Raw genomic sequence first — 22,903 nt, 5'->3', positions numbered from 1 at the left:
TTTCCCTTGTAAGGGGGCGGCTTCCGGATGTTCCCGGCCGCTTCTAGTTACAGTTTACCCGTTCGAATTTGCGGCGAAACAAACCTGTGCGCATCGGCAGTTTTAATGCGGCGGCTCCGCGTTTTTCGCGGCGAAACGTTTCAATCGGCCGCCCGCGCAAACGGGTGGATAAATTTACCGGGCAGCTCCTTTTGGACTAGGATTATGACAAAGGTCATGCTATCATTAAATACGCCGGATACCGAATTTTTCATTGCTTCATTAATGTAAGGTTAGGGGTTTCGAAATCTGAGCTTGGTCAGCCGGGGGAATTATGGATACTAAAAAAACGCAGGAACAGTCGGGATTTTTGTTTAACGTGGACGTTTTGATCGACGGTTCAAGCAATGCGCAGGCTCTTCAGTCTCTGCTGGAAATGTTAAACGGATCGAAGAATGTGATCGATCTTCGCATCAATTCGGGCATCGAGGTCGGCAGGATTATCGAATCGGCGCTGGCCGGTCTAAAAACAAATTATGTCGAAAAGTCAAAGGCGGGCCTTTCCGCGGCCAACGGCATCCGCGCAAGAGCGGTCGCCGCATCCGAAGCCGCGCCCAAGGAAATCCCCAAATCCCAGCCGCAGCCTTCGCCTTCCCTGACTTCCGAAGATATTCGGGACTGCATCCGCAAGAATCGTCTGGTGCGCCTGATCGTGAACAAGCCCGGCGGCAATCGGCTCAGCATTCCCTGCCGCATTCTCAATTTCGACGAATCGGCCCAGATTCTGAGCGTATATCATGTCGACGAGAAGCAGGTTTACAGTTTCTCGCTGAACGAGATCGACGAACTGAGCGGCGCCTGAGCACCGCTGCCGGAATTTGTCCGGCACGCTTGCCCGGCCGGCGCCGTACCGCGTCAAGCCTGAACAGGCTTGCGCCATAAAGAAAGAAAGCTCCGCCCAAAGCGAAACGTGGCTTTGGGCGGAGCTTTCTTCGATTATACCGGCCGTGAACCGGACCGATATCAGCGCAAGCGCGCCGAACCGATGCCGAGCGCAAGCAGAATCCAGCCCGCGATAAACGCCAGGCCGCCGAGCGGCGTGATCGGGCCGAAGATCTTCAGGCCGGTCGTGCTCAACAGGTACAGACTGCCCGAGAACATGACGATCCCGGCAAAGAAAAGCCAGCCCGCCCAGGCAAGCCGGCGCGATTCGCCCCAGACCCCCATCGCCACGGCTGCAGCCAGCATCGCCAGAGCATGAACGAAGTGGTATTGAATCCCCGTTTGAAACGTCTTGAGCGAGTCTTCGCCGATTCGGCCGCCGAGAATATGGCTGCCGAAAGCGCCGAGCGCCACGCCGACCATCGCCGTCAAGCAAGCGGCAATCGCGATTTTTTTCTGCATCTCATCTCTCTCCTTTTCCTGTGCAATCCCGTTTCGGACGAGCCGACGAATCCGACAAACGCGCCGTCCGCAAATCGTCCCTTATTATAGGACGCCCCGGCGCGAAAGGCCAGGGCGGATTTTCAAATTCTTCGCGTTCGGGCTTCGTTTTTCTTCCCTCAGCGGGTAATAGTGATCAGGATTCCTTTCGGCGGCCGGCTTCCGCGGCGCAGGGCGAAGCGCGCCCGGAGATTGCCGCTTGCTTTTTAACCCGGAATATGGAAAAGTATTAACGTACTAAGCTTATAGTTGAAAGGAGAGTTGGAATATGGACAATCGTTTTCCTCCGCCAGACGGCAAAGACGACAAGCAAACGGGGCCCGATCTGCGCAAAGATCCTTACCGCAACGTGCCTTATCCGCCCGATTCCGATCCGTACCGCAGCGAGTCGCCGGAGGATCCGCGCAGCTACGAGGAGCGCGTGAATCCTCCGTTCAGCCCGTACGACGAGTTTCCGCGCGAAGACGCCGCTGCGCTCAAACACTCGGGACTGGGCATCGCTTCTTTCGTCCTGGGGCTGATCTCGATCATCCTGGTCGCTATTTTCTTTGTTTCGGCGATCGGCCTCGTCTACTCGCTGTCCCAATCGTCCGGCGCCATGATGGCGGATGTGGATTCGTTTATGAACAGCGAGGAATTCACGGGCATCGGCGTCACGTTCTTCCTGGTCGCTTTGAGCTTGATCGCTTCCGCCGGCTTAAGTCTGATTGGAGCGATTCTGGGCATTATCGGACTGACGATGAAGAATCGCAAAAAGGTGTTCGCCGTGATCGGAACGATTCTGAACGCGATCTGCCTGCTCGGCGGAGGCGGACTGCTTCTGTTCGGCACGTTCCTGAACGGTTCTTCGTATCTGTAAACGTTCCGCGGCAGCTGTGCCGGTTATGGGAACGCCGCTCTTTTCCGCTTCGTTTCCGCATCCCGCATGTTTCCCGGCCGGCGCCCGATGGGCGCCGGTTTTTCGTCTCGCTTTGCCCCGCGTATCCCCATCCGTGCGGATCGTGGTATACTGGTACCGATCGGCTTCCGGCTTGCGCCGGGCAGGTCCGAGCTTTGCTTATTTCGTTATTTCGCTTCCGCGCATCTTCGAAAGCGCGCGGAATCGCCCACAGGGAGATGAATATGTCTACAATCCGAATTTTTTCCGATAGCACCAGCGATTTGCCCGAAGAGATGAAAGTCCGATACGGAATCGAGATCGTTCCGCTTTACGTCGTGTTCGAAGACCGGACCTACCGCGACGGCGTGGACCTGACGCCGCAGCAGCTGTTCGACAAAGTTTCGCAAAGCGGCAAGCTGCCGAAATCGGCCGCCCCTTCGCCCGCCGATTTCAGCCGCGCGTTCGCTCCGTGTATCGAGCGAGGAGAACAAATTTTGTATATCAGCCTTTCTTCGGAGCTGTCTTCCACCTATCAGAACGCGCGCATCGCCGCAGACGATTTTCCGGACGGCAGCGTCACCGTGTTCGATTCGCTCAATTTGTCGACCGCGATCGGCATTCAGGTGATTCGCGCGGCCCGCTTCGCCGAATCCGGGCTCGGCGTCGAAGAAATCGTACATAACCTGAACCGTATCCGGCCCGAGCTCGACACCGAATTCGTGATCGATACCCTCGAGTATTTGTATAAAGGAGGCCGCTGTTCCGGCATGCAAAACCTGATCGGCAGCCTGCTCAGCATTCGTCCGGTCGTCAAAGTCATCGACGGCAAGATGACGCCGGCCTACAAAGTCCGGGGCAAGCGCGAGAAAGCGATCGATAAGATGCTTCAGAACTTCCTGGCGAACAAAGACCGACTAGACGAAGGCCCGATCTTCGTCGTGCACGCCGCGGCCGAACAGGACGCGCTGCGCATCCGCGAAGTCATCCTTCGCGAAACAAACGCTGCGGAAGTGCTGCTCGCTTCGGCCGGCTGCGTAATCTCGACCCACTGCGGGCCGAGCACCGTCGGCGTGATGTACGCCAGGAAGCCGTAGCTCCAAACGCGAGTGCGATTCCATGCGCAAAGACCCTTCATCTCCACCGGACACTGTGGAGATGAAGGGTCTTTCTTAGCGTTCCCGCTTGTCATTCGCACAGCATCGGCAGCGTAAAGCTGAATGCCGATCCCGCGCCTTCCCGGCTTTCCGCCCAGATCGTGCCGCCCATTCGCTCGATCCACCTTTTGCAGATCGCAAGCCCCAGGCCCGTTCCTTCGTATTTCCGGTCCAGCGCCGAATGAATCTGCGTAAACGGCTGGAACAGCATGTCCATCTTGTCGGACGGTATTCCGATGCCGGTATCCCGGACTTCGACTTTCAGCACGCAGCGGCTTTGCCCCGCGCCGGATTCCGCCGGCGGACGGCTCAGGCATTCGGCCGTCACCTCGACCGAGCCGCGCGGCGTAAACTTGACCGCGTTGCCGATCAGTCCGACCAGGATGCCGCGCAGCTTGCCGGCGTCGCCGATCAGCCGGTCCGGGAAACGATTGTCCAGCCGCCAGCGCAGCTCCAGCCCCGCCGCTTCCGCCTGGATCGCAAACGACTCGGCCGCTTCGGCGATCAGCGCCCCTGCATCGAAAGGTTCGCTCTCGAACCGGACCGCTCCGCTCTCGGCCGCATTGAAATCCAGCACCCGGTCGACAACGGCCTGCAGCCCGCGCCCGCTGAGCATCAGCACTTCCATAAAGTCGCGCTGGTCTTCGGTCAGTTCCGTGCCCAGCATCAGCTCCGTCATGCCGAGCACGCCGTTCAGCGGCGTGCGGATCTCGTGGCTCATCAAACTGAGCAGCTCCGTCCGCACCGCCACCCCGCGAAGGTCCGCTTCTTTTTGCCGAAGGATTTCGCTGCGGCTGGTCGTATTTTTGAACACGACCACCGCTCCGCACGGCCTGCCGTTTTCAAACAAAGGATTGACCCGGTACTCGACCAGAATGCTCGTCCCGTCTTTGCGCCAGAACACTTCGCCTTCCACCGAGCACGATACGCCTTCGCGCATCGCCCGGTGAATCGGGCACTCCTCCACCGGATAAGGACTGCCGTCCGAGCGGCTGTGATGGATCAGTTCGTGGTTGTACATATCGTTGAACTCTTCCGTCTCGTAGCCCAGCATGCGCGCCCCGGCCGAGTTGATAAACACCGAACGCCCTTCCGCGTTCAGCTCGTAGATGCCTTCGGATACGGCGTTCAAAATCGCGTTGTACTGCCCGGTAAGCTCCCGGCTGCGCTGCATCTGCCTTTTCCAGCCGGTAATATCCAGCGCGATCATATAAATGCCGACCACCTGCTCGTCCACCACGATCGGCAGGCTGGTCACGTTGACGTCGACGCGCTGTCCGTCTTTGGCGAGCAGCTGCGATTCGAAATTGTCGGAAGCGCCCTGCAGCGTGCGCTCGAAGCGCAGAGCGAGCGATTCCGCCGCTTCTTCCGGCACCAGCGCGCGCGAATCCATGCGTTCCAGTTCGCGGGCCGTATAGCCGGTCAGCGCCTCCACGTTCGGATTGGCCGACAAACAGCGCCCGCGCGGATCGAACGAAAGAATGCCGGCCGGATTGTAATCGAACAGCGAGCGGTACAGCCGTTCCTGTTCGCGCAGCATGCGGCTTTTGCGCTCCTGCTCGGTCACGTCTTTGGCTATCCCGTAGATTCCCACCCGTCGTCCGTCCTGCTCGATCGCCACGTAGGTAACCGACAGCGTCAGCGGCGTCCCGTTCTTGTGCAGGATGCGCAGATTGAACTCCAACCGGCTTTCCGCCTCCATCGCGCCGCGACGCGACAGACTTTGCTCGCGCTCGCCGGCGGGATACATACGTTTGACGTCCAGCGTTTGAAGCTCCTCCAGCGTATAGCCGGTGATCCGCTCGGTGGCCGGATTGGCATACACCAACTTTCCCGCCATGTTCATCACATAGATTGCATCGGGGTGATGAACAAACAGCGGACGATACACTTCGCTCTCCGCAAACATCTCTCCTAACAAATCGAATGATTTTTTCAAGGCGGACTTCCTTTCTTTCTCTCTTGATCTGTACAATCTTCTACAGCGTATTTTATCTTAAGTTTTCACTAAAATACAGGGCTTAACGACCAGTTTGCGCAATTCGTTCGTTTGGACGTGTTTCTGCTTCAAAGTTCCGGCTTGTTGTTAAATAGATGGTAGCTTGGTTGAAAGCGAATGGCGCGGGAAGGATGAACGATGATGAATGAAAACGATTGGAGCACGCACCGCAGCGGCGCGATTATGCGCGCGGGCGAACGTCGAATCCGCGGAGGAACGGGCGGCAGGCGGCGTTTCGGCAGAAAAGGCGGGTCCGGCGGACCGGGAACTTCCCCTTTCAAAAAGCCCCGGCTCGGAGCTGCACGGTGGGCGCTGATCCTGCTCGTCTTCTGGCTGCTGGCGGTCCTGCTGTACCAGATGAACAAACCGCTGCCCGAAGGCGTTTCGTACGAAAGTCCCGTTTACCGGACCGACAATGTCGATTTTCTGTACGATCTGACGATTCCGAAACCGAACGAACAGTTTACCCAGGAACGGCAAATCTTCGACCGGGCGATCGAAATGATCGGCGAAGCGAAGCAGTTTATCGTAATCGACGTGTTTTTGTTCAACGATTATATCCATAAAGACCAGAAGTATCCCAAAGTGAGCGCCAAACTGGCCAATACCCTGATCGAGCGCAAAAAAGAAATCCCGGATCTCGACATCGTGTTTATCACCGACGAAGTGAATACGAATTACGGTTCCGCGCCGAACGAACTGCTGGAGCGGATGAAAAAAGCGGGCATCGACGTGGTCGTTACCGATGTCGATCCGCTGCGCGACTCCACCCCGGTCTACTCCGCGGTCTGGCGCACGTTTATCCAATGGTTCGGGCAGTCCGGCAGCGGCTGGATTCCAAACGTGATGGCGACCGACGGTCCCGATGTGACGCTGCGTTCGTACCTGAAACTGCTGAATGTCAAAGCCAACCACCGCAAAGCTTTTATTACCGAAAACGGGGCGATGATCTCCAGCGGAAACGTGCACGACGCCAGCGCTTACCACTCCAATGTGGCGCTCGAAGTCAGCGGGCCGATCATCGGCGATATGCTGAAAGCCGAGCAGGCCGTGCTGAACTTTTCGGGCGGCGGAACGCTGCCGGATTACGAAGCGGCGGAAGACGGCTCCGAAGGGCAGTACGCCGTGCAGTACCTGACCGAAGGCAAAGTGTACAATCATGTGCTCGAAGAACTCGGCAACACGCAGCAGGGCGATGCGATCTGGATGGGCATGTTCTACCTGGCGGATAAAAAAGTGCTGAAAGCGCTCGAAGAAGCGGCCGATCGCGGCGTCACGGTCAATCTGGTGCTCGATCCCAACGAAAACGCGTTCGGACGCGAGAAGATCGGCATTCCGAACCGTCCCATCGCCGCGGAGCTGCACAAAGAAAACCCGGACAATATCGAGATTCGCTGGTACAACACCACCAAAGAACAGTATCACACCAAAATGATGCTGATCGAGCGTACGGAAGGCGAAAGCAGCGTGATGGCGGGCTCGACCAACTTTACGCCGCGCAATCTCAAAGATTACAATCTGGAAAACGAGCTGTTCGTCACCGGACCCGGGGACAGCGAACTGATCCGGAACGTGGACGCTTATTTCGAGCGGATCTGGAACAACGAAGACGCGGAATACACCCAGGATCTCGAAACGCACCAGGAAAAAACGACCTGGCTCAAAGACCTGGCGTATCAGCTTCAGATGGTGCTCGGATTCACGACGTTCTAACTTCTAATGCCAAAAAGCCGGAAGCGGGGAAATCCGCTTCCGGCTTTGTTTTATTGTTTGAGATGAAGATCGAAAAAAGCGCCGACTTTCTCCATGACATCGTCGCGGGTCAGGATCTCGGTCATCGAGTGCCCCGTTCCTTCGAGCACGCACAGTTCCGACTGCGCGCCCGCCTCCGTCAGCTTGTCGTGCAGCAGGCGGCTCTGCCGCAGCGGGACGGTCGTATCGGCGTCGCCGTGCAGGATCAGAAACGGCGGCAGCGGCCGGCCGTCGAGATAATGCAGCGGGCTGGTGCTGCGCGCAAGCTCCGGCTTCATCCGCACCGTGCCGCCGAGCATCAGCGCCATGACCGGCAGATGCTGCTCGCTCTGGAAGTCCAGTTCGATATCGATCGGCCCGTTGAAATCGACGACCGCCCGCACGCTTGTCGATTCCTGCAGATGATCGGCCGTTTCGAATTCGGGCGAGCCGCCCGTTACGCCGAGCAGCGCGGCCAGCTGGCCGCCGGCGGAATTGCCCCAGACGCCGATGCGGCCTGCGTCGATGCCGTACTTGTCGGCATTGGCGCGCAGGAAGCGCAGCGCGCTCTTGGCATCTTCGATCTGCGCCGGGAAGCGCGCTTCGTGCGCAAGGCGGTATTCGATCGCGGCGACCGCGTAGCCCTGTTCGGCGAAGCGCACGAACTGCGGCAGATGCCGGGCCGGATCGCAGCTGACCCACGCCCCGCCGACGATCCACAGGATCAGCGGCACGGGCCGGTCCGAGGCCGGCAGCAGCAGATTCAGGCTCAGCGTTTTGCCGCCCGAGAACCGGGCGAACTGCACATCGGGCACCAGCCGGACAAACGGCCGGTCCGGCCTGCGTGCAGGCCAGTTTTCCACTTGATTCATTACGTTCTCTCCGTTTCTTGTCAGCAGGGATGCCGTTATTGATAGAAGGTCGTCATATGTTTATCATAGCATATCCGATCCCGCCGCATAAAACGGAGCGGACGTTCCGCGAATCGGACGGCCGCTCGCTCAAAAAAAGCGCTCCCCGACGGATGCCGGAGAACGCTTCGATCTTATGCTTACGCCACCTGGTGCGCCAGCTGGCGCGGGCCGATCTCCCGCGTTTGCTGACGCGAGATGGCGAACAGCACCGACCAGATCAGGACGAAGCCGATAATCTGCGCCGCCGTCAACAGCTCGCCGCCGTACAGCCAGTTGACCAGCACGCCGACCATCGGGAAGCTGAGTTCCGCCAGTGTAGCGACGGAAGCTTTGGTCGTTTTGAGGCCCCTGTAGTAGGCCAGCAGACTAAGCAGCCCCGGCAGCAGCGCTTGCAGCAGCAGGTTGACGCCGACCAAGGTCAGCGCCACGCCGCCCGCCGGCAGGTTCCAGGCGGAGCCTTCGCCCGCCGTCACCGCCAGCAGCAGCGGCAGCGCCAGGATAAAGCGCAGCGAAGTGACCGTTTCGTACTTCAGCTTGCCGACCATGAAGCGGCCCATGACGGTCGATCCGCCCCACAGCGCGGCGGCGCCCAGCGCCAGCAGGCTGCCGAGCTGCATGAATTCGCCGGCATGGCCGACCGGGAACGTAAAGCCGAACGTCAGCAGGTACGTGCCGCCCAGCGCCACGACCAGCAGCGGGCCGAAATTGCGCGGCAGCGATTCTTTGAGCATAAAGTGCGCCAGCACGATGGCGAACAGCGGCTGCAATTTCTGGAGCAGCAGCACGGTATTGTAAGCGCCGCCCGCATACTGCAGGGCCATCGTAAACATCAGCGTGGCGAGTGCGGAACCGCCCCACGAGATAAACAGCAGCGCCCCGACGTGGCGCAGGCCGAGTCCTTTCAGTTCTCCGCGATTCTTCCAGAGGATCGGACCGACGAACAGCGCGATCACGACGTGCTCCAGCAGTACGATCTGCGAGGAAGTCATCGATTGAAGCAAAATGATGCGGAACAGCGGATCGACGCCCCAGAGCGCCGCTCCGAGCACAATCAGCCAAAAGCCGCTTCCGGCTTTGGACGCGAACGACCATTTGCTGCTGCCTGTATTGCCTGTTCCTGCGGTATTGCGGACTGCTGTCTTCATTTCCCTCGGCTCCTTAATTGAATAAGGGGGATCTCGTGCGCCAAAAAAGCCCCCGAAACCGGCTGTGGCCGGCAGGTCGGGGGCTTAACTTAACGCAAATCGAAGTCATGCGGGCGGACATCGGGCTGGCGCCGCTGCAAGGTACTAAGCAAATAAACCTGCAGTCGGCTTACGCCGGCATGTCCGCTCGTGATCTTCTCCCATCCGGACTGTACCGTCGGCTCTGGAATCGCACCAGATCAGTCCCGTTCTCGCCTTAAGCGGCAAAAGCGGGAGTCGCGGGCTAGGCCGAATCAATCAGCCATTACCGCCGGTCGGGAATTTCACCCTACCCCGAAGATCCTTTATTCATTTGTATTTTTTATAGTTTCATTTTAAAACATTTTCCCGAATCAAAGCTGTGAATTAAATCACGTTCTCCGTATAAGACCCGATTTTCTGCAAATCCGGCTTTTACTTTGACGGGCTTTCGCAACTCTTCACGAAGCGCCGCTTCTTTCAGGCTGGTTTCATCATAAACGATCTTCATCATTTTTACAAGCCGCTAAATAAAATAAACTAACGAACTCACTCGGGATTAAAAAAGACAGCCGTATTCAGCGTCCTCCCGGCTCCCACGGATAATCGGAAGTCAGGAATTCGGCCAGCTCCCGGCTCGCTTCCCGGCGCTGCCTGCGCATCGCGGCCCGATCCGGCGCGCTGTCGTGCAGCTTGCGCTCTTCTTCGGTCTCGGGATAGACCTGCGGCACTTCGACTTTGCGGCCGTGATCGTCCATCGCCACGAAGGTCAGGAAAGCAGTGGCGGCGATACGTCGCTCGCCGGTCTTGAGGTCTTCGCGAACGACTTTGACGAATGTCTCCATCGAGCTGCGGCCGCTCCAGGTAACGAACGATTCCAGCGTCACGGAATCGGTCATATAGATCGGGTACAGAAAATCGACGGAATCCGTCGAAGCGGTGATCGTATTGGCGCGGCACAGCTTGGCGGCGGCGATCGACGCGATATCGTCGATGTAAGCCATCAGCCTGCCGCCGAACAGCGTCTGGTAGCTGTTGACGTCGGTGGGAAACACGCGGGCCATCTTGTAGCTGCGCGTGGTCCGGATCGGGGTGGATTCCATGCGGGCACTTCCTTTGTCTGGATTGTAGGGTTCCGGTGCTGCGCCTTATGTATAAACTTATACATGCGGCTCGTTTTTCATTATAGTCCTCATGTGTCGAGCGGTACAAGCACCGAAGCTTTTAGAAAGCCCTATTCGTTAAGGAACCATAAGGACTGCCGAGGAAATAAAGCAAACGGCACGACGAATCTAAAATAGCTGCGTATTGCGCCTTATTCAGGCTTGATCGTACGTTTTCGAGAAAATAACGACGCTCATACACTTATTTCGAGCTTTTTCGCTGCGATTCGGTCTTTGGCGCACGAATAATTGCACCTGCGTCGCTATTTGAACAAACCGAAGCGTTTCGCCGCAAATAAGTGTACCTGCGGCGCTATTTTCCGTTTGGAATAATACTCCGCTTTCTTCGAAAATCTTTAGCTTACCCTTCCGATGTGACTTTCTTCGAAAGTCTTTACTTCTACTAAGTTACTTCACTAAGTCCCTTCTCCGTTCGGCCGTTTTTGTTCAATTAAATTCTTCTCAACAAGAAAAAGCCGTCGTCCACGGGACAACGGCTTGACGGCTTGTTTTGTTGTTTCTTCTATTGCTTCTTGTACGATTTCTTCTATCCCTTAATCTTTTTTACGCGATGCTAAATATTTCGCTGTTCAGCCACGCTTCACAAAGTCCGCCATCGATTTTACTTCGACGGCTCCGGCGGGGCCGGAAGCCAGGGTGCCGTCCGGCCGGCGGGCCTGGAATTCGACGGTGACCGGTTCGCCCGGGATCAGGTCGAAGAAGTTGTCGGTGAACACGCCTTCGGCTTCGGCGGACAGCCAGACCTGCTTGGCGAGCGCGTCCGTTTGCAGGGTGAACGTCGCATGCCCTGCGTCGTCGCTGCGCGTAACGGCGATATTCGGCGCCGGCAGTTCGATCTCGCGGCCCGGCACGAAGTAGTGTGTGCGGCTGTCGAGAATACGGCCGCCCTGTTCCAGCGTGCCGAGCAGCAGCGTACGCGCCGGAAGCTGTTCGCCCAGCAGTTCGGCGGCTTTGACGGTATAGACCTGCGAAGCCGAGTTGGCCGGCGCTTCGACCGGCAGCGTTTGCTCGTGCAGCTTCTCGCCGTTAACGCTCAGCAGCCGAATGCGCAGCGACGCCGATACCGGCTCCAGGCCGTCGTTCAGGAAATGGAAGTTCAGATCTTCGCCGTTCGTGCCGTCGATCGACAGCGACAGGTCGCGGAAGCTGCGGCGCGCGTAATAATGCAGCGCCTTCCAGCGGCCGAAGTAATCGATGCCCGACCAGGAAGCGACCGGCCAGCTGTCGTTCATCTGCCAGTACAAGGTGCCCATGCAGTACGGCTTGCGGCGGCGGTGCGCTTCGATCGCGGACTTCATCGCTTCGGCCTGAAGCACCTGGCTCATATACAGGAACGATACGAAATCTTTCGGTTCCGGCAGGTATTTGTCCATATACTCTTTAATCAGGAAATTGCCGCGTCCGTTCTTCTGGTGCGCCAGCATAATCTCCGAACCCAGCTTGAGCGCTTCTTCCGGCGCGTACCTGAGCACCGACTTATGCTCTGGGAACGACTGGAAGCCGTATTCGCTCATGAAGCGGCCGATATATTTGTTGTAGTTCTCGAACGGCTCCGAATTGTGCCAGACGCCCCAGTAGTGGATATCGCCTTCCGAGGTACCCGGATGCGCGTGCTGGTTGGCGTCGCTTGACAGCGATACGAGCGGCGAAGACGGCCAGTATTCCGCGCCCGGCGCGCATTTTGCGATCGCCGCAGGCAGCAGACGGTGGAAGATCGCTTCGTAGTCGGCCCAGATGCGGTTCTTCTGCTCTTCGTTGTAGTCTTTTTTCCAGCCCCAGCCGCCGTCCGGCAAATAATGCGCCCATGCCGAATCGATCTCGTTGTTGCCGCACCACAGCACGATACTCGGATGATTGCGCAGACGATGCAGATTGTCTTCGGCTTCGCGGCGCACGCTTTCCAGGAAATCCTCGTCGCCCGGATACATGCTGCACGCAAACATAAAGTCCTGCCAGACCATGATGCCGTATTCGTCGCACAGCTCGTAGAACACGTCTTCTTCGTAAATGCCGCCGCCCCAGACGCGCAGCATATTCATGTTCGCTTCGGCCGCCGATACGATCTCGTAGCGATAGCGCTCCGCGGTTACGTCCGTGTTGAAGTTGTCGTTCGGGATATGATTGGCGCCCTTCGCGAATACCGGCACGCCGTTCAGTTCGATATAGAAGGAAGCGCCCGCGCCGTCCGGTTCGCGTTTCAGCTTGACGCTGCGCAGACCGGTGCGCACTTCGGATTCGGCGCTCACGTCTTCGCCTTCGAGCAGCTCCGCTTTGAACGTGTACAGATGCGCTTCGCCGAGCCCGCGGCTCCACCACAGCTTCGGCGATTCGATCTCGAATTCCACCCGCAGCGTGTTCTCGCCGAGCCGGATTTGTTCCGTATGCTCGACCCGCACGCCATCGGCGGACAAACGCAGACGGGCTTCGAAGTCGCGGTCCGATTCGATCGTCAGCACGGCGGTCAGTTTGGCGCGTTCGGCCGATACTTCGTTCTGGCGGATAAACAGATCGGTGATGCGCGCCCCGCTCCAGCCTTCCAGCCGCACGGCGCGCCAGACTCCGCTCGTCACGAAGCGCGGGCCCCAGTCCCAGCCGTAGTGATAAGGCGCTTTGCGCGCGAATACGCTGACCCGTTTGTCGCCCAACCCGCCAAGTTCCGATTGGTCGTTCGCCGCCGGCAGTCCGTAGCCCAGACGTTCCAGCTTCGGCAGATCTTCTTCGATCGGGGAGCGGAAGCGGATGCGCAGACGATTGTCTCCTTCCGCCAGATGGTTTTTGACCGGCACTTTCCACGTACGGAACATATTGTCCGCCGACAGGATGCGCTGCCCGTTCAGCTCGACGTCGGCATACGTATCGAGTCCGTCGAACACAAGCCCGATATTGTCCAGGCCGCTCAGCTCGCCGGGCACCGTAAACACGCTCTCGTACTCCCAATCCCGCTTATCGATCCACTGCAGGTCGTGCTCGTTCGTGCCGTAATACGGATCGGCAATCTTCCCGTTTCGGTACAGATCGCTATGCACACAGCCCGGCACCTGCGCCGGAAGCCAGTCGTTTTGCCCCGCTTCCCGAAAAGACCAATCGTTTAACTGCCGCTTTGCTTCGCTCACTCGCTTTTCCCCCAATACCAAAGTGTAACCGCTCTTTTCATCTCTTTCACACCGTATCATTCCTGTATCCAAAATTCAATATACAACCTAACTTTTTACGCGAATTTTATTTTGTTATGAAAACAATTTATCGAATATTTATTTTGTTAGCTTAACTTAATCGGCAGCGTGCATAACAATCGCGCTTTTTTCGCAAAAAAACACAAAAAACCCTGCCGCAAAGCGGTCAGGATTTTCAAAGACTTTCATCGCTTAATAAACGAACCATAAAAAAGCTAACAATTTGCCAAGCAAAATAACGTCTTATCCCCAAAAACGGAACGTTTACAGCTTGACGGTATTGCGCGGTTTGGCCGTGGTGCGGCGCACGATGAGGTTCGACGGCTCGGTTACGACCGGGGGCTCGAAGTCGGCGTTCTCGACCATGGCGATCAGCGTCTCGATCGCATGCGAGCCGATGGAGCGGATATTCTGGTTGACCGTCGTCAGCGCCGGACTGAAAATCTCCGCGTAATACGTATTGTCGAAGCCGATTACCGAAATATCGTCCGGCACGTTCAGACCGCTCCGATGAATCACGTTGATGGCGCCGAACGCCATCATATCCGAGGTACAGACAACGGCGGTCGGGCGTTCTTCCAATTCGAGCAGTTCGGTCATCGCGCGGACGCCGCCTTCCATCGAATAATCGCTTTCTTTGACATACTCGTCTTTCAAACGCAGCCCGTGCGCTTTCATGCCTTCCGTATACCCTTCGAGCCGCAGCACGCCGACCGCGTTGTCCAGCTCGCCGGAGATAAACGCGATCCGCGAGTGTCCCAGCCCGGCCAGATGTTCGACCGCCTGCATGATTCCCGCCCGGTTCTCGGTGGTGATATAGCCCGCGCGGCGTCCCTGGATATCGGCGTCGACGAACATCGTCGGCATATCCGATTCCAGCAGCTCTTCCAGATGCGGATCGTCCCGGTCCACGCCAAATACGAGCACTCCGTCCACATTGCGGCTCATACAGTGTTCGAGAAACGAATAGGAGGGATCGTCGAAGCGGGTCGACAGATGCACCAGATCGTAGCCGCTGTTTTGCAGCGCCGTCTTAATGCCTTCGAGCAGTTCCGCGACGAACGGGTTGGTGAACGGAGTCGTTACGAATACGCCCACCGTCCAGGAACGTCCTTTGACCAGTCCTCTGGCGGCCACGTTCGGATGATATTTCAATTGTTTGATCGTTTGACTGACTTTCTTGCGCGTTTTATCGCTCACATCCGGATAGTTGTTGATTACCTTGGAAACGGTCGCAACGGACACTCCCGCTTCTTTGGCCACGTCGTGAATCGAAGCCATCGTTTTCCCTCCTTTCCGGCCGCAGCCCGGGCAAGCCCGGGAGTTCCGTCCGGAAATCCATGTTTTTTCCTTCTATTATATATAGGTGTCTTCTGCGTCACAAGTCCTTTTGCCAAAGCGGAGGATTAGGGGTATGATAAGTTATTGAATTTACCATTACCGTCACATTCGAGGAGTTTGCCGTATGGCCGTTAAATACGAAACCGAACTGTATCCGCCGCTCAAGCTGTTTTTCGAACAACGCGGCTACGCGGTAAAAAGCGAAGTGCGTCACTGCGATCTGGTCGGCTATCGGGAAAACGAAGTCCGGCCGCTGATCGTCGAGATCAAAAAAACGTTCACGCTCGAGCTGCTGCTCCAGGGCGCGGACCGGCAGCGCACGGGCGGCAGCGTCTATCTGGCCGTCGAACGCAACCGTGACAAAAAAGGCGCGCATAACCAGCGTTTCGGCGATATTGCGCTGCTGTGCCGCCGGCTGGGTCTCGGGCTGATCACCGTTACTTTTTACAAAACCAAGCCGCCGTTCGTCGAGGTGCTGTGCGAAGCCGGGGAGTCCGGAAGCAAAGCCGGCGGCGCGCGCGCCAAACGCCTCAAGACCGAATTCGAAGCCCGCAGCGGCGACCACAATATCGGAGGCGCAAACAAGCGCAAGATCGTGACCGCCTACCGGGAGAACGCTTTGAAGATCGCCAGGCATCTGTGGATGCTCGGCGAAGCCTCGCCGCTTATGCTCAAAGAAGCGAGCGGGCTCGGCAAAGCGGCGGGCATTCTGCGCGACAACCATTACGGCTGGTTCGAGCGGGTATCGCGCGGGCGCTACCGCCTGACGGAAAGCGGCCGGGCCGCGCTGAACGAATATGCGGCCGTCGTTGCAGCCTGGACCGAACGCTGACGTTCCCCCTCCGACCCGCAGGCTTATTTTGCAAATTGAAAATTTTTATGTAAATTTACAGAATAGTTTTTGCGAAACAAAACCATGCATGATAGAATGAAAGCTGAAAATCGGACGCCGCGTCCGATTTTTAAATCTTTTCCGAGGTGATCGCATGAAGGCTTCAACGGGACCTACCTCTTCCCCGTCCCGCAGCAAGAAAAAGGACAGGCTTCCCGTCAGATGGTTTCTGCTGTTCTGGGTAGTGCTTATCGGCCTGTTCGTCTATGCCGCCTACCTGTACAGCGAGCGGCTCCAGGAGCAGACCCTGCTCAGCCTGCAAAGCCAGACGCAGGCGCAGATGGCCGATTTGCGCGCCGATTACGAGCAGCAGTTCACCGAACTGAACGACCAGGTCGCCGCGCTGCAAAGCAAGGTCGACTCTTTTAACGAACTGCTTACTTTTACCAAAGACAACGCGAACGACAAAACGGACAACAGCAACAAGCTTTACACGCAGCTGGACGAAGTCAAAACGCAGCTCAGCCAGCTTCAGAAGAAAATGGATCTGCTCAAATGACGAGAGTCCAACGGGTGAATCGATTTTTCCTGCTGCTGGCCGCGCCCGTAATGGGACTTCTGCTTTGTCTGATGCTGTTTCCGCCGCAAATCGATCTGCATTTGGATACCGATTCTTACAAAAGTCCGCTCACGCTGTCTTCGTCGTCCGGCAAGCTGCTCCAGGACCTGGACGCAGCCGAGAAAAGCGCCAGATCCACGACGACTTCGATCAAGAAAACGCTGAATTTGTACAATCAGACGACAAAGACCATGTCTACGATTGTGCAAAAAGCGTCGGTTCAGGCGCAGCGGCCGGAATCGATCTACGATACGCGCATCCGCTCCAAGCTGGGGCGGCCGATCGAAACCGTGGACAGCGACAAGATCCGGCTGGAGCTGTTCCGCGTCAACGCCGTCACCTACAAAGGTTACGCGATGAAGGTCAAGCTCAAAGATCCGTCCGCGATGCGCATGAGTCTCGCCGGCGAACAGCTCGGCAGCTCGGAGACGACGCTGCATGCGGCGCAGCGCTACGGCGCGATCGCCGGCATCAACGCCGGAGGCTTCGCGGACCAGAACGGCAAGCGTTATCCGCTCAGCACGACCATGATGGACGGACAGTACCTGACGGGCTTCCAGTCCAGCTTCAAAGACTTGTATTTTGTCGGACTGAACGATTCCGGCAAACTGATCGGCGGCAAGTTCGACCGGCAGGACGAACTCGACAGCCTGCAGCCGGCATTCGGCGCTTCGTTTGTGCCGATTCTGCTGGAAAACGGCCGAAAAACGGCTATCCCGGCCAAATGGAAAGCGGCGCCGAAAAGAGCTCCGCGCACGATTATCGGGAGCTACAAAGACGATCAGCTGATTATCTTCGTGATCGACGGCTATAACGAAACCGGAGGCTCCGGCGCCACGCTGGAAGAGATTCAGAGCCAGCTGTACAAGATCGGCGTCGTCAACGCCTATAATCTCGACGGCGGCGGTTCGTCTTCGCTGGTGATGAACGGACGGGTGGTCAACCATCCTTCCGACGGCAATCTTCGTCCCGTTCCGACGAGCTTCCTGTTCTTCCGCTGACCCGCGCTTTGCGTCCGGATGCGCCGGCAGGCGAAACCGCCGTAAATCGCATAAAAAAGAGCCCCGATCAGGGCTCTTTTTTGTAAGGTGCGTGTACAAACCGGACGGCTTGTGCATACGCCTCAATGGCGGGGTGTTTTCACCGCAGTTCAGCCGTGTTTCGGAAGATGTATCATCTCGGAGACGCATGCTCCGCAGATATAACGATCTCTGAACTCGCTTACTTCCTCGATTGAACCGCAGAACACACATTTGGGGCGGTAGCGCTCCAAAATAATATGATCTCCCTGGACCAAAATTTCGACCGGGTCTCCCTCGTTCATCTGATATCTTTTTCTCAGCGATTTGGGGAGGACAATGCGTCCCAATTGGTCGACTTTCCGGACTACTCCAGCAGGTTTCATGATTGAAAACACCTCTTCTGTTTTAGTTTGCTGTTTCTGCCCCACCTGCAGAAGTCATTCTGCAAACCCAACATTACATATTCGACGTCCAATCAGCATTTCCTGCCTTCGGATAAAAAAAGAAGCACTGGTTAATTATCGGTTCTTTGTCTAATCGAGTTTGCCGGCAATATCCGGCTGTTCGCCGCTTAATCGAGGCCCGGAAAGTCCAGCTGCCGCAGCGCTTCGTACAAAATAATCGCCGCGGAGTTGGACAGATTCAGCGAACGGACCGCATCGCTCATGGGCATGCGGATGCAGGTATCGGCGTTGGCTTCGATCAGCTCGGGCGGCAGCCCCCTCGTTTCCCGGCCGAACACCAGAAAGTCCCCGTCCCGGAACTCGATATCGGTATACCGTTTGTCGGTCTTGGTCGTCGCGTAGAAAAAGCGGCTGTCCGCGTACTTCTCCTGCAGCTCCGCGAACGAATCGTGGTACTCCAGCTTCACGGACGGCCAGTAATCGAGCCCGGCGCGCTTGAGCGCGGCGTCGTCGGTGCGAAAGCCCAGCGGGCGGACCAGATGCAGGAAAGTGCCCGTTGCGGCGCACGTTCTGGAAATATTGCCGGTATTGGCGGGAATCTCCGGCTCGACCAATACGATATGCAGTGCCATAAAAGTTCATTCACTCCGTTTCGGTAATAATCGGACGTCCCGCGCGCCCGCGCCGGCGCAGACGCCGCGCAGACACGCGGAAAAGCCGCCCAAAGCGGGCGGCTTTTCCGTCTCTTCTGTTCTTATAGTACCCGAATCGCCGGCTTAAGGGAAGGCCGCGAGTCGGCGGCCGTACAGTCTCAGCCGTTGCGTTTGACGAAGTCGCGCATAAAGTCGGCCAGCGCTTCGACATTCTCGCGCGGCACGGCGTTGTAGATCGAAGCGCGCAGGCCGCCGACGCTGCGGTGGCCTTTGAGGCCGACAAAGCCCTGCCGCTCGCTTTCTTTGGCAAACGCTTTGTCCAGCTCTTCCGAGCCGAGCCGGAAAGTCACGTTCATGATCGAACGGCTGCTTTCCTGCGCGACGCCGCTGTAGAAGCCGCCGCTGCCGTCGATCTCTTTGTACAGCAGCTGCGCTTTGGCGCGGTTCTTTTCTTCGATGCCCTGAAGCCCGCCCTGTTCTTCGATCCAGCGCAGCGTCTGGTTGACCATGTAGATCGAGAAAGACGGCGGGGTATTGTAGAGCGAATTGTTCGACAGGTGCGTATTGTAACGGAACACAGCCGGGATATTTTTCGCTTCGGCGGCCAGCAGTTCTTCGCGCGCCACCACGACGGTTACGCCGGACGGACCCAGGTTTTTCTGCGCGCCCGCGTAGATCATCCCGAATTTCTCGATCTCCAGCGGACGGCAGAAAATATCGCTCGACAGATCGGCGATCAGCGGAACGCCGCCCGTATCCGGATATTCGGCGAACTGCGTGCCTTCGATCGTTTCGTTGGACGTGATATGTACATAAGCGGTATCGCCTTGGATCTCAAGTTCGCTTTGCGACGGAACGCGGGTGTACTTGTCGCTTTCCGTGGAAGCCGCCGTATACACGTCCCCGATCAGCTTTGCTTCTTTCGCCGCTTTGGACGCCCAGCTCCCGGTCATGACATAGCCCGCTTTGCGTCCCTGCGGCAGCAGGTTCATCGGGATCATGGCGAACTGCGTGCTGGCTCCGCCTTGCAGGAACAGCGTCTTGTAGCCGGACGGATTGCCGAGCAGACCCAGCAGCCGCTCCTGCGCTTCGTTATGCACGCTCTCGTACACCGCGCCGCGGTGGGACATCTCCATAATCGACATGCCCGTTCCCTGAAACTCCACGAATTCCGCCTGCGCGCGTTCCAATACTTCCAGCGGCAGCGCCGCCGGTCCCGCATTAAAGTTGTAAGCCCGTTTACCCATGAATCTGCTGCCCCCTCAAGCCATAATTTAGGGTTAATCATAACAGCAATCTAACATTACTTCAAGTAAAACTACGACGCGATAAAGCGATAACGGATGTAGGGGACGAACCTGTACATTTTTAGCCGCAATTTAAGACTTCGTTCGGATTTGGCCCAATCTTCGATGCGGCGGACGGTATGTTCTTCGCGCTTTCTTTTATGCAAAAACGGCTTCCGCTCTGAATTCAGAGCGGAAGCCGTCGTGCCCGGCCGCTTACGCGCCGCTTCGTCGGACCCGTTCGGGCCGGCGGATTAGCAGTCGTAGTACAGGCTGTATTCGTGCGGATGAACGCGGATCGAAACCTGTTTGGCTTCGGCGCGTTTGAATCCGATGTAGTTGGCGATGAAGTCTTCGGAGAAGACTCCGCCTTCAGTCAGGAACGCGCTGTCCGCTTCGAGCGAGTCGAGCGCTTCTTCCAGGGAACCCGGAACGCTGCGGATCTGGGATTTCTCTTCGTCCGGCAGATCGTACAGGTTCTTGTCGGCAGGACCGTAGCCCAGCTCGACCGGGTTGATTTTTTTCTTGATTCCGTCGAGGCCCGCCATCAGCATCGCCGAGAAAGCGAGATAAGGGTTGGCCGTGGAGTCCGGCGTACGGAATTCGATTCGACAGCCTTTAGGCGTCACGGCAGCGACCGGGATGCGGACGGCCGCGGAACGGTTGCCTTTCGAGAAGACCAGGTTGACCGGAGCTTCGTAGCCCGGAACCAGGCGTTTGAACGAGTTGGTGCTCGGGTTGGTCAATGCGATCAGCGCCGGAGCATGATACAGGATGCCGCCGATGTAGTGCAGCGCCATCTCGCTCAGATTGGCGTAGCCGCCTTTTTCGTAGAACAAAGGCTCGCCGTCTTTGAAGATCGACTGGTGAACGTGCATGCCGCTGCCGTTGTCGCCGAAGAGCGGCTTAGGCATAAACGTAGCCGTTTTGCCGTACTGGCGCGCGGTGTTGTGCACGATGTATTTGTATTTGAGCAGGTTGTCGGCCGTTTTCTTCAGCGTGTCGAACCGGAAGTTGATCTCCGCTTGTCCCGCCGTCGCCACTTCGTGGTGGTGACGTTCGATCACAAGGCCCGCTTCTTCGAGCAGACGGCACATTTCGCTGCGGATGTCCTGCTGGCTGTCGACCGGAGCAACCGGTACGTATCCGCCTTTGACGCCCACTTTGAAGCCCAGGTTGCCGCCTTCTTCTTTGCGGCTGGTGTTCCAGGCCGCTTCTTCGGAATCGACGAAGAACGAAGAGCTGTTCATGCCGCTTTCGTAGCGGACGTCGTCGAAGACAAAGAACTCGGACTCCGGCGCGAAGAACGCATCGGAACCTACGCCGCTCGCCTGGAGAAACGCTTCGGCTTTCTCCGCGATGCCGCGCGGGTCGCGGTCGTAACGTTCGCCGTCCGGCGTATGGATGTTGCACATAATGTTCAATGTCGGATGCGCGGTGAAAGCGTCGATGTAAACCGATTCAGGATCGGGCATCATGACCATATCCGACTCTTCGATGCCGCGGAAGCCCGGGATCGACGATCCGTCGAAGGCTACCCCGTTCTCGAACGTTTCTTCTTCAACCGCACTGGCAGGGACCGAAATGTGATGAGCTTTTCCCGACAGATCCACGAAGCGGAAATCCACCCACTCGATGTTGTTCTCTTGAATAAGCTTCAATACTTTTTCTACCGACATGTCACTTTCCTCCCAAATTTCCGAACATTGAACGGATGTTGACTATGTAACGTTCATGCTCTTTTTCGCTGTCGTCATTATAAAACGGCCCAATTTAGCAGTCAAGTCTCATGTCAGGTATTTTTTACGATAATGTGAGTTATACTCACACTTGCGCGCAAATTCGGGAGGATGATCAATAAAGCCCGACGCCGGCCTGAAATCCAGGCGCGGCGCGGGCTTTTTGTTAACGGGAGCATCATTTGCAAACGGCATCAAGATGTGCGTTTGCGTTCAAAAATTAGACGATCGCCCAATTTTTGAAGGCGTCCGCTTCGGCCTTGGCCGTGCCGAAAGATTTGCCGACGATCGGCGAGAGCTGTTCCAGATCGCGCAGCAGTCCCGCGAACTGGTCGGGGAACAGCGACTGCACGCCGTCACCCGTCATGGAATTGTCGGGATCGGTATGCATTTCGATAATCAGACCGTCCGCTCCGGCGGCTACGGAAGCTTTGGCCATCGGTTCCACCAGCTCGCGCCGGCCCGTGCCGTGGCTCGGATCGGAGATTACCGGCAGATGGCTCAGGCTTTGCAGCGCGGGGATGGCCGCCAGATCGAGCGTGTTGCGCGTGTAGGATTCGAACGTACGGATACCGCGTTCGCACAGCATGACGTCCGGGTTGCCGCCGGCCAGAATGTATTCGGCCGCATTCAGCAGCTCGTCGTACGTCGCGCTGAAGCCGCGCTTGAGCAGGACCGGACGACCGCAGCCGCCCAGTTTGCGCAGCAGGTCGAAGTTCTGCATGTTGCGCGTGCCGATCTGCAGGATATCGGCGTATTCCGCGCAGATATCGACATACTCCGGCGTCATGACTTCGGTGATCGTCAGCAGGCCGTGCTTCTTGCCCGCTTCGGCCATCATGATCAGCCCTTCCACGCCGACGCCCTGGAAGCTGTACGGTCCGGTCCGCGGCTTGAACGCGCCGCCGCGCAGCACCTGCCCGCCCGCCGCTTTGACCAGGCGCGCGATCTCGTCGATCTGCTCCGGCGATTCCACCGCGCACGGTCCGCCCATAACCACCAGCTCGCCGCCGCCGATCTTGACGTCGCCGATCTGAATCACCGTATTCTCCGGATGGAAATCGCGGCTGGCCAATTTGTACGATTTGGAGATCTTGACCACGTCTTCGACGCCTTTCATCTGGCGCAGATGCTCGGCGAGTCTCGGCTCGGCTTTGCCGATCAGCCCTACGACCGTACGGTCCGCTCCCCGGGACAAGTGAACGGTCAGTCCTTCTTTCTCGATGACGCGAATAACTTCCTGAAGCTGCTCCTCCGGAGCCTGGTTCGATAAAATAGCGATCATGTTTTCTCTTCCTTTCGTTATGGGAACGGGAACCGTGTTCCCGATCGTCTTTTTGGTTTTTTAAATTCCCTTTCGCGCTTAAACGCTTTTAGGCTTTTATGC

The 22,903-nt window shown here is 57.4% G+C and carries 20 protein-coding genes and 1 riboswitch; of the genes, 7 read left to right on the top strand and 13 right to left on the bottom strand.

Annotated features, from left to right (window positions below):
• Positions 1-313 precede the first annotated feature (313 nt).
• Positions 314-841, top strand: coding sequence for a hypothetical protein (locus QWJ34_RS03505; protein ID WP_302725650.1), 528 nt, complete (start codon positions 314-316; stop codon positions 839-841).
• A 161-nt stretch (positions 842-1,002) separates the two neighbouring features.
• Here the strand turns inward: QWJ34_RS03505 and QWJ34_RS03500 are convergent, their stop codons facing one another.
• Positions 1,003-1,383: a DUF423 domain-containing protein gene (locus QWJ34_RS03500; protein ID WP_302725649.1), complete on the bottom strand. Its 381-nt coding sequence runs from the start codon at positions 1,381-1,383 to the stop codon at positions 1,003-1,005.
• 307 nt (positions 1,384-1,690) lie between these two features.
• On the opposite strand from QWJ34_RS03500, the gene QWJ34_RS03495 reads away from it, so the two are divergent.
• Positions 1,691-2,281, top strand: a complete 591-nt coding sequence (locus tag QWJ34_RS03495; RefSeq protein ID WP_302725648.1) for a DUF4064 domain-containing protein — start codon at positions 1,691-1,693, stop codon at positions 2,279-2,281.
• 263 nt (positions 2,282-2,544) lie between these two features.
• Positions 2,545-3,396, top strand: coding sequence for a DegV family protein (locus QWJ34_RS03490; protein WP_302725647.1), 852 nt, complete (start codon positions 2,545-2,547; stop codon positions 3,394-3,396).
• 91 nt (positions 3,397-3,487) lie between these two features.
• On the opposite strand, the gene QWJ34_RS03485 is transcribed toward QWJ34_RS03490, so the two are convergent.
• The gene (locus QWJ34_RS03485; RefSeq protein WP_302725646.1) at positions 3,488-5,395 is read right to left on the bottom strand and encodes a PAS domain-containing hybrid sensor histidine kinase/response regulator; all 1,908 of its coding nucleotides are present in this window, start codon (positions 5,393-5,395) and stop codon (positions 3,488-3,490) included.
• A gap of 198 nt (positions 5,396-5,593) precedes the next feature.
• Between QWJ34_RS03485 and QWJ34_RS03480 the strand changes: the two genes are divergently transcribed.
• Entirely contained in the window at positions 5,594-7,168 is a 1,575-nt protein-coding gene (locus tag QWJ34_RS03480; protein ID WP_302725645.1) for a phospholipase D family protein, read from the top strand.
• Between the two features lie 50 nt (positions 7,169-7,218).
• Here the strand turns inward: QWJ34_RS03480 and QWJ34_RS03475 are convergent, their stop codons facing one another.
• The 6 genes from QWJ34_RS03475 to QWJ34_RS03450 all read right to left on the bottom strand — a co-directional run bounded on the left by QWJ34_RS03475 (position 7,219) and on the right by QWJ34_RS03450 (position 14,901).
• Complete coding sequence (locus tag QWJ34_RS03475) at positions 7,219-8,058, bottom strand: alpha/beta hydrolase (RefSeq protein WP_302725644.1); 840 nt, start codon at positions 8,056-8,058, stop codon at positions 7,219-7,221.
• Positions 8,059-8,237: 179 nt separating this feature from the next.
• Entirely contained in the window at positions 8,238-9,245 is a 1,008-nt protein-coding gene (locus QWJ34_RS03470; RefSeq protein ID WP_302725643.1) for a DMT family transporter, read from the bottom strand.
• A 188-nt stretch (positions 9,246-9,433) separates the two neighbouring features.
• A riboswitch (FMN riboswitch) is annotated at positions 9,434-9,590 on the bottom strand.
• Positions 9,591-9,606: 16 nt separating this feature from the next.
• On the bottom strand, positions 9,607-9,777 hold the full coding sequence (locus QWJ34_RS03465) for a hypothetical protein (RefSeq protein WP_302725642.1): 171 nt from the start codon (positions 9,775-9,777) through the stop codon (positions 9,607-9,609).
• A 64-nt stretch (positions 9,778-9,841) separates the two neighbouring features.
• On the bottom strand, positions 9,842-10,366 hold the full coding sequence (locus QWJ34_RS03460; protein WP_302725641.1) for an acyl-CoA thioesterase: 525 nt from the start codon (positions 10,364-10,366) through the stop codon (positions 9,842-9,844).
• Positions 10,367-11,016: 650 nt separating this feature from the next.
• The gene (locus QWJ34_RS03455) at positions 11,017-13,560 is read right to left on the bottom strand and encodes a beta-mannosidase (RefSeq protein ID WP_302725640.1); all 2,544 of its coding nucleotides are present in this window, start codon (positions 13,558-13,560) and stop codon (positions 11,017-11,019) included.
• Positions 13,561-13,884: 324 nt separating this feature from the next.
• Positions 13,885-14,901, bottom strand: a complete 1,017-nt coding sequence (locus QWJ34_RS03450; protein WP_302725639.1) for a LacI family DNA-binding transcriptional regulator — start codon at positions 14,899-14,901, stop codon at positions 13,885-13,887.
• 184 nt (positions 14,902-15,085) lie between these two features.
• On the opposite strand from QWJ34_RS03450, the gene QWJ34_RS03445 reads away from it, so the two are divergent.
• From QWJ34_RS03445 to QWJ34_RS03435, 3 genes are all read left to right on the top strand, one after another.
• Positions 15,086-15,793 (top strand): DUF2161 family putative PD-(D/E)XK-type phosphodiesterase, encoded by a 708-nt coding sequence (locus QWJ34_RS03445; RefSeq protein WP_302725638.1) that lies wholly within the window; start codon positions 15,086-15,088, stop codon positions 15,791-15,793.
• Between the two features lie 154 nt (positions 15,794-15,947).
• Positions 15,948-16,352 (top strand): hypothetical protein, encoded by a 405-nt coding sequence (locus tag QWJ34_RS03440; protein ID WP_302725637.1) that lies wholly within the window; start codon positions 15,948-15,950, stop codon positions 16,350-16,352.
• A complete protein-coding gene (locus tag QWJ34_RS03435) occupies positions 16,349-17,413 on the top strand; it encodes a phosphodiester glycosidase family protein (RefSeq protein ID WP_302725636.1) in 1,065 nt (354 codons plus the stop codon). Before QWJ34_RS03440 ends, QWJ34_RS03435 begins: the two co-directional genes overlap by 4 nt.
• 149 nt (positions 17,414-17,562) lie before the next feature.
• On the opposite strand, the gene QWJ34_RS03430 is transcribed toward QWJ34_RS03435, so the two are convergent.
• The 5 genes from QWJ34_RS03430 to aroF form a co-directional block, all read right to left on the bottom strand.
• Positions 17,563-17,817, bottom strand: a complete 255-nt coding sequence (locus QWJ34_RS03430; protein ID WP_302725842.1) for an AbrB/MazE/SpoVT family DNA-binding domain-containing protein — start codon at positions 17,815-17,817, stop codon at positions 17,563-17,565.
• Positions 17,818-18,005: 188 nt separating this feature from the next.
• Positions 18,006-18,470, bottom strand: a complete 465-nt coding sequence (gene trmL / locus QWJ34_RS03425) for a tRNA (uridine(34)/cytosine(34)/5-carboxymethylaminomethyluridine(34)-2'-O)-methyltransferase TrmL (protein ID WP_302725635.1) — start codon at positions 18,468-18,470, stop codon at positions 18,006-18,008.
• 179 nt (positions 18,471-18,649) lie between these two features.
• Positions 18,650-19,738, bottom strand: a complete 1,089-nt coding sequence (serC, locus tag QWJ34_RS03420; protein ID WP_302725634.1) for a 3-phosphoserine/phosphohydroxythreonine transaminase — start codon at positions 19,736-19,738, stop codon at positions 18,650-18,652.
• Positions 19,739-20,031: 293 nt separating this feature from the next.
• A complete protein-coding gene (gene glnA / locus QWJ34_RS03415; protein ID WP_302725633.1) occupies positions 20,032-21,456 on the bottom strand; it encodes a type I glutamate--ammonia ligase in 1,425 nt (474 codons plus the stop codon).
• Positions 21,457-21,736: 280 nt separating this feature from the next.
• Positions 21,737-22,801, bottom strand: a complete 1,065-nt coding sequence (aroF, locus tag QWJ34_RS03410) for a 3-deoxy-7-phosphoheptulonate synthase (RefSeq protein ID WP_302725632.1) — start codon at positions 22,799-22,801, stop codon at positions 21,737-21,739.
• Positions 22,802-22,903 lie beyond the last annotated feature (102 nt).

Origin of the sequence: Saccharibacillus sp. CPCC 101409 (assembly GCF_030518235.1) — a bacterium.
In the GTDB taxonomy this organism is placed as follows: domain Bacteria; phylum Bacillota; class Bacilli; order Paenibacillales; family Paenibacillaceae; genus Saccharibacillus.
The sequence above is the reverse complement of the archived record's forward strand: the minus strand, read 5'-3'. Positions and strand labels throughout refer to the sequence as shown.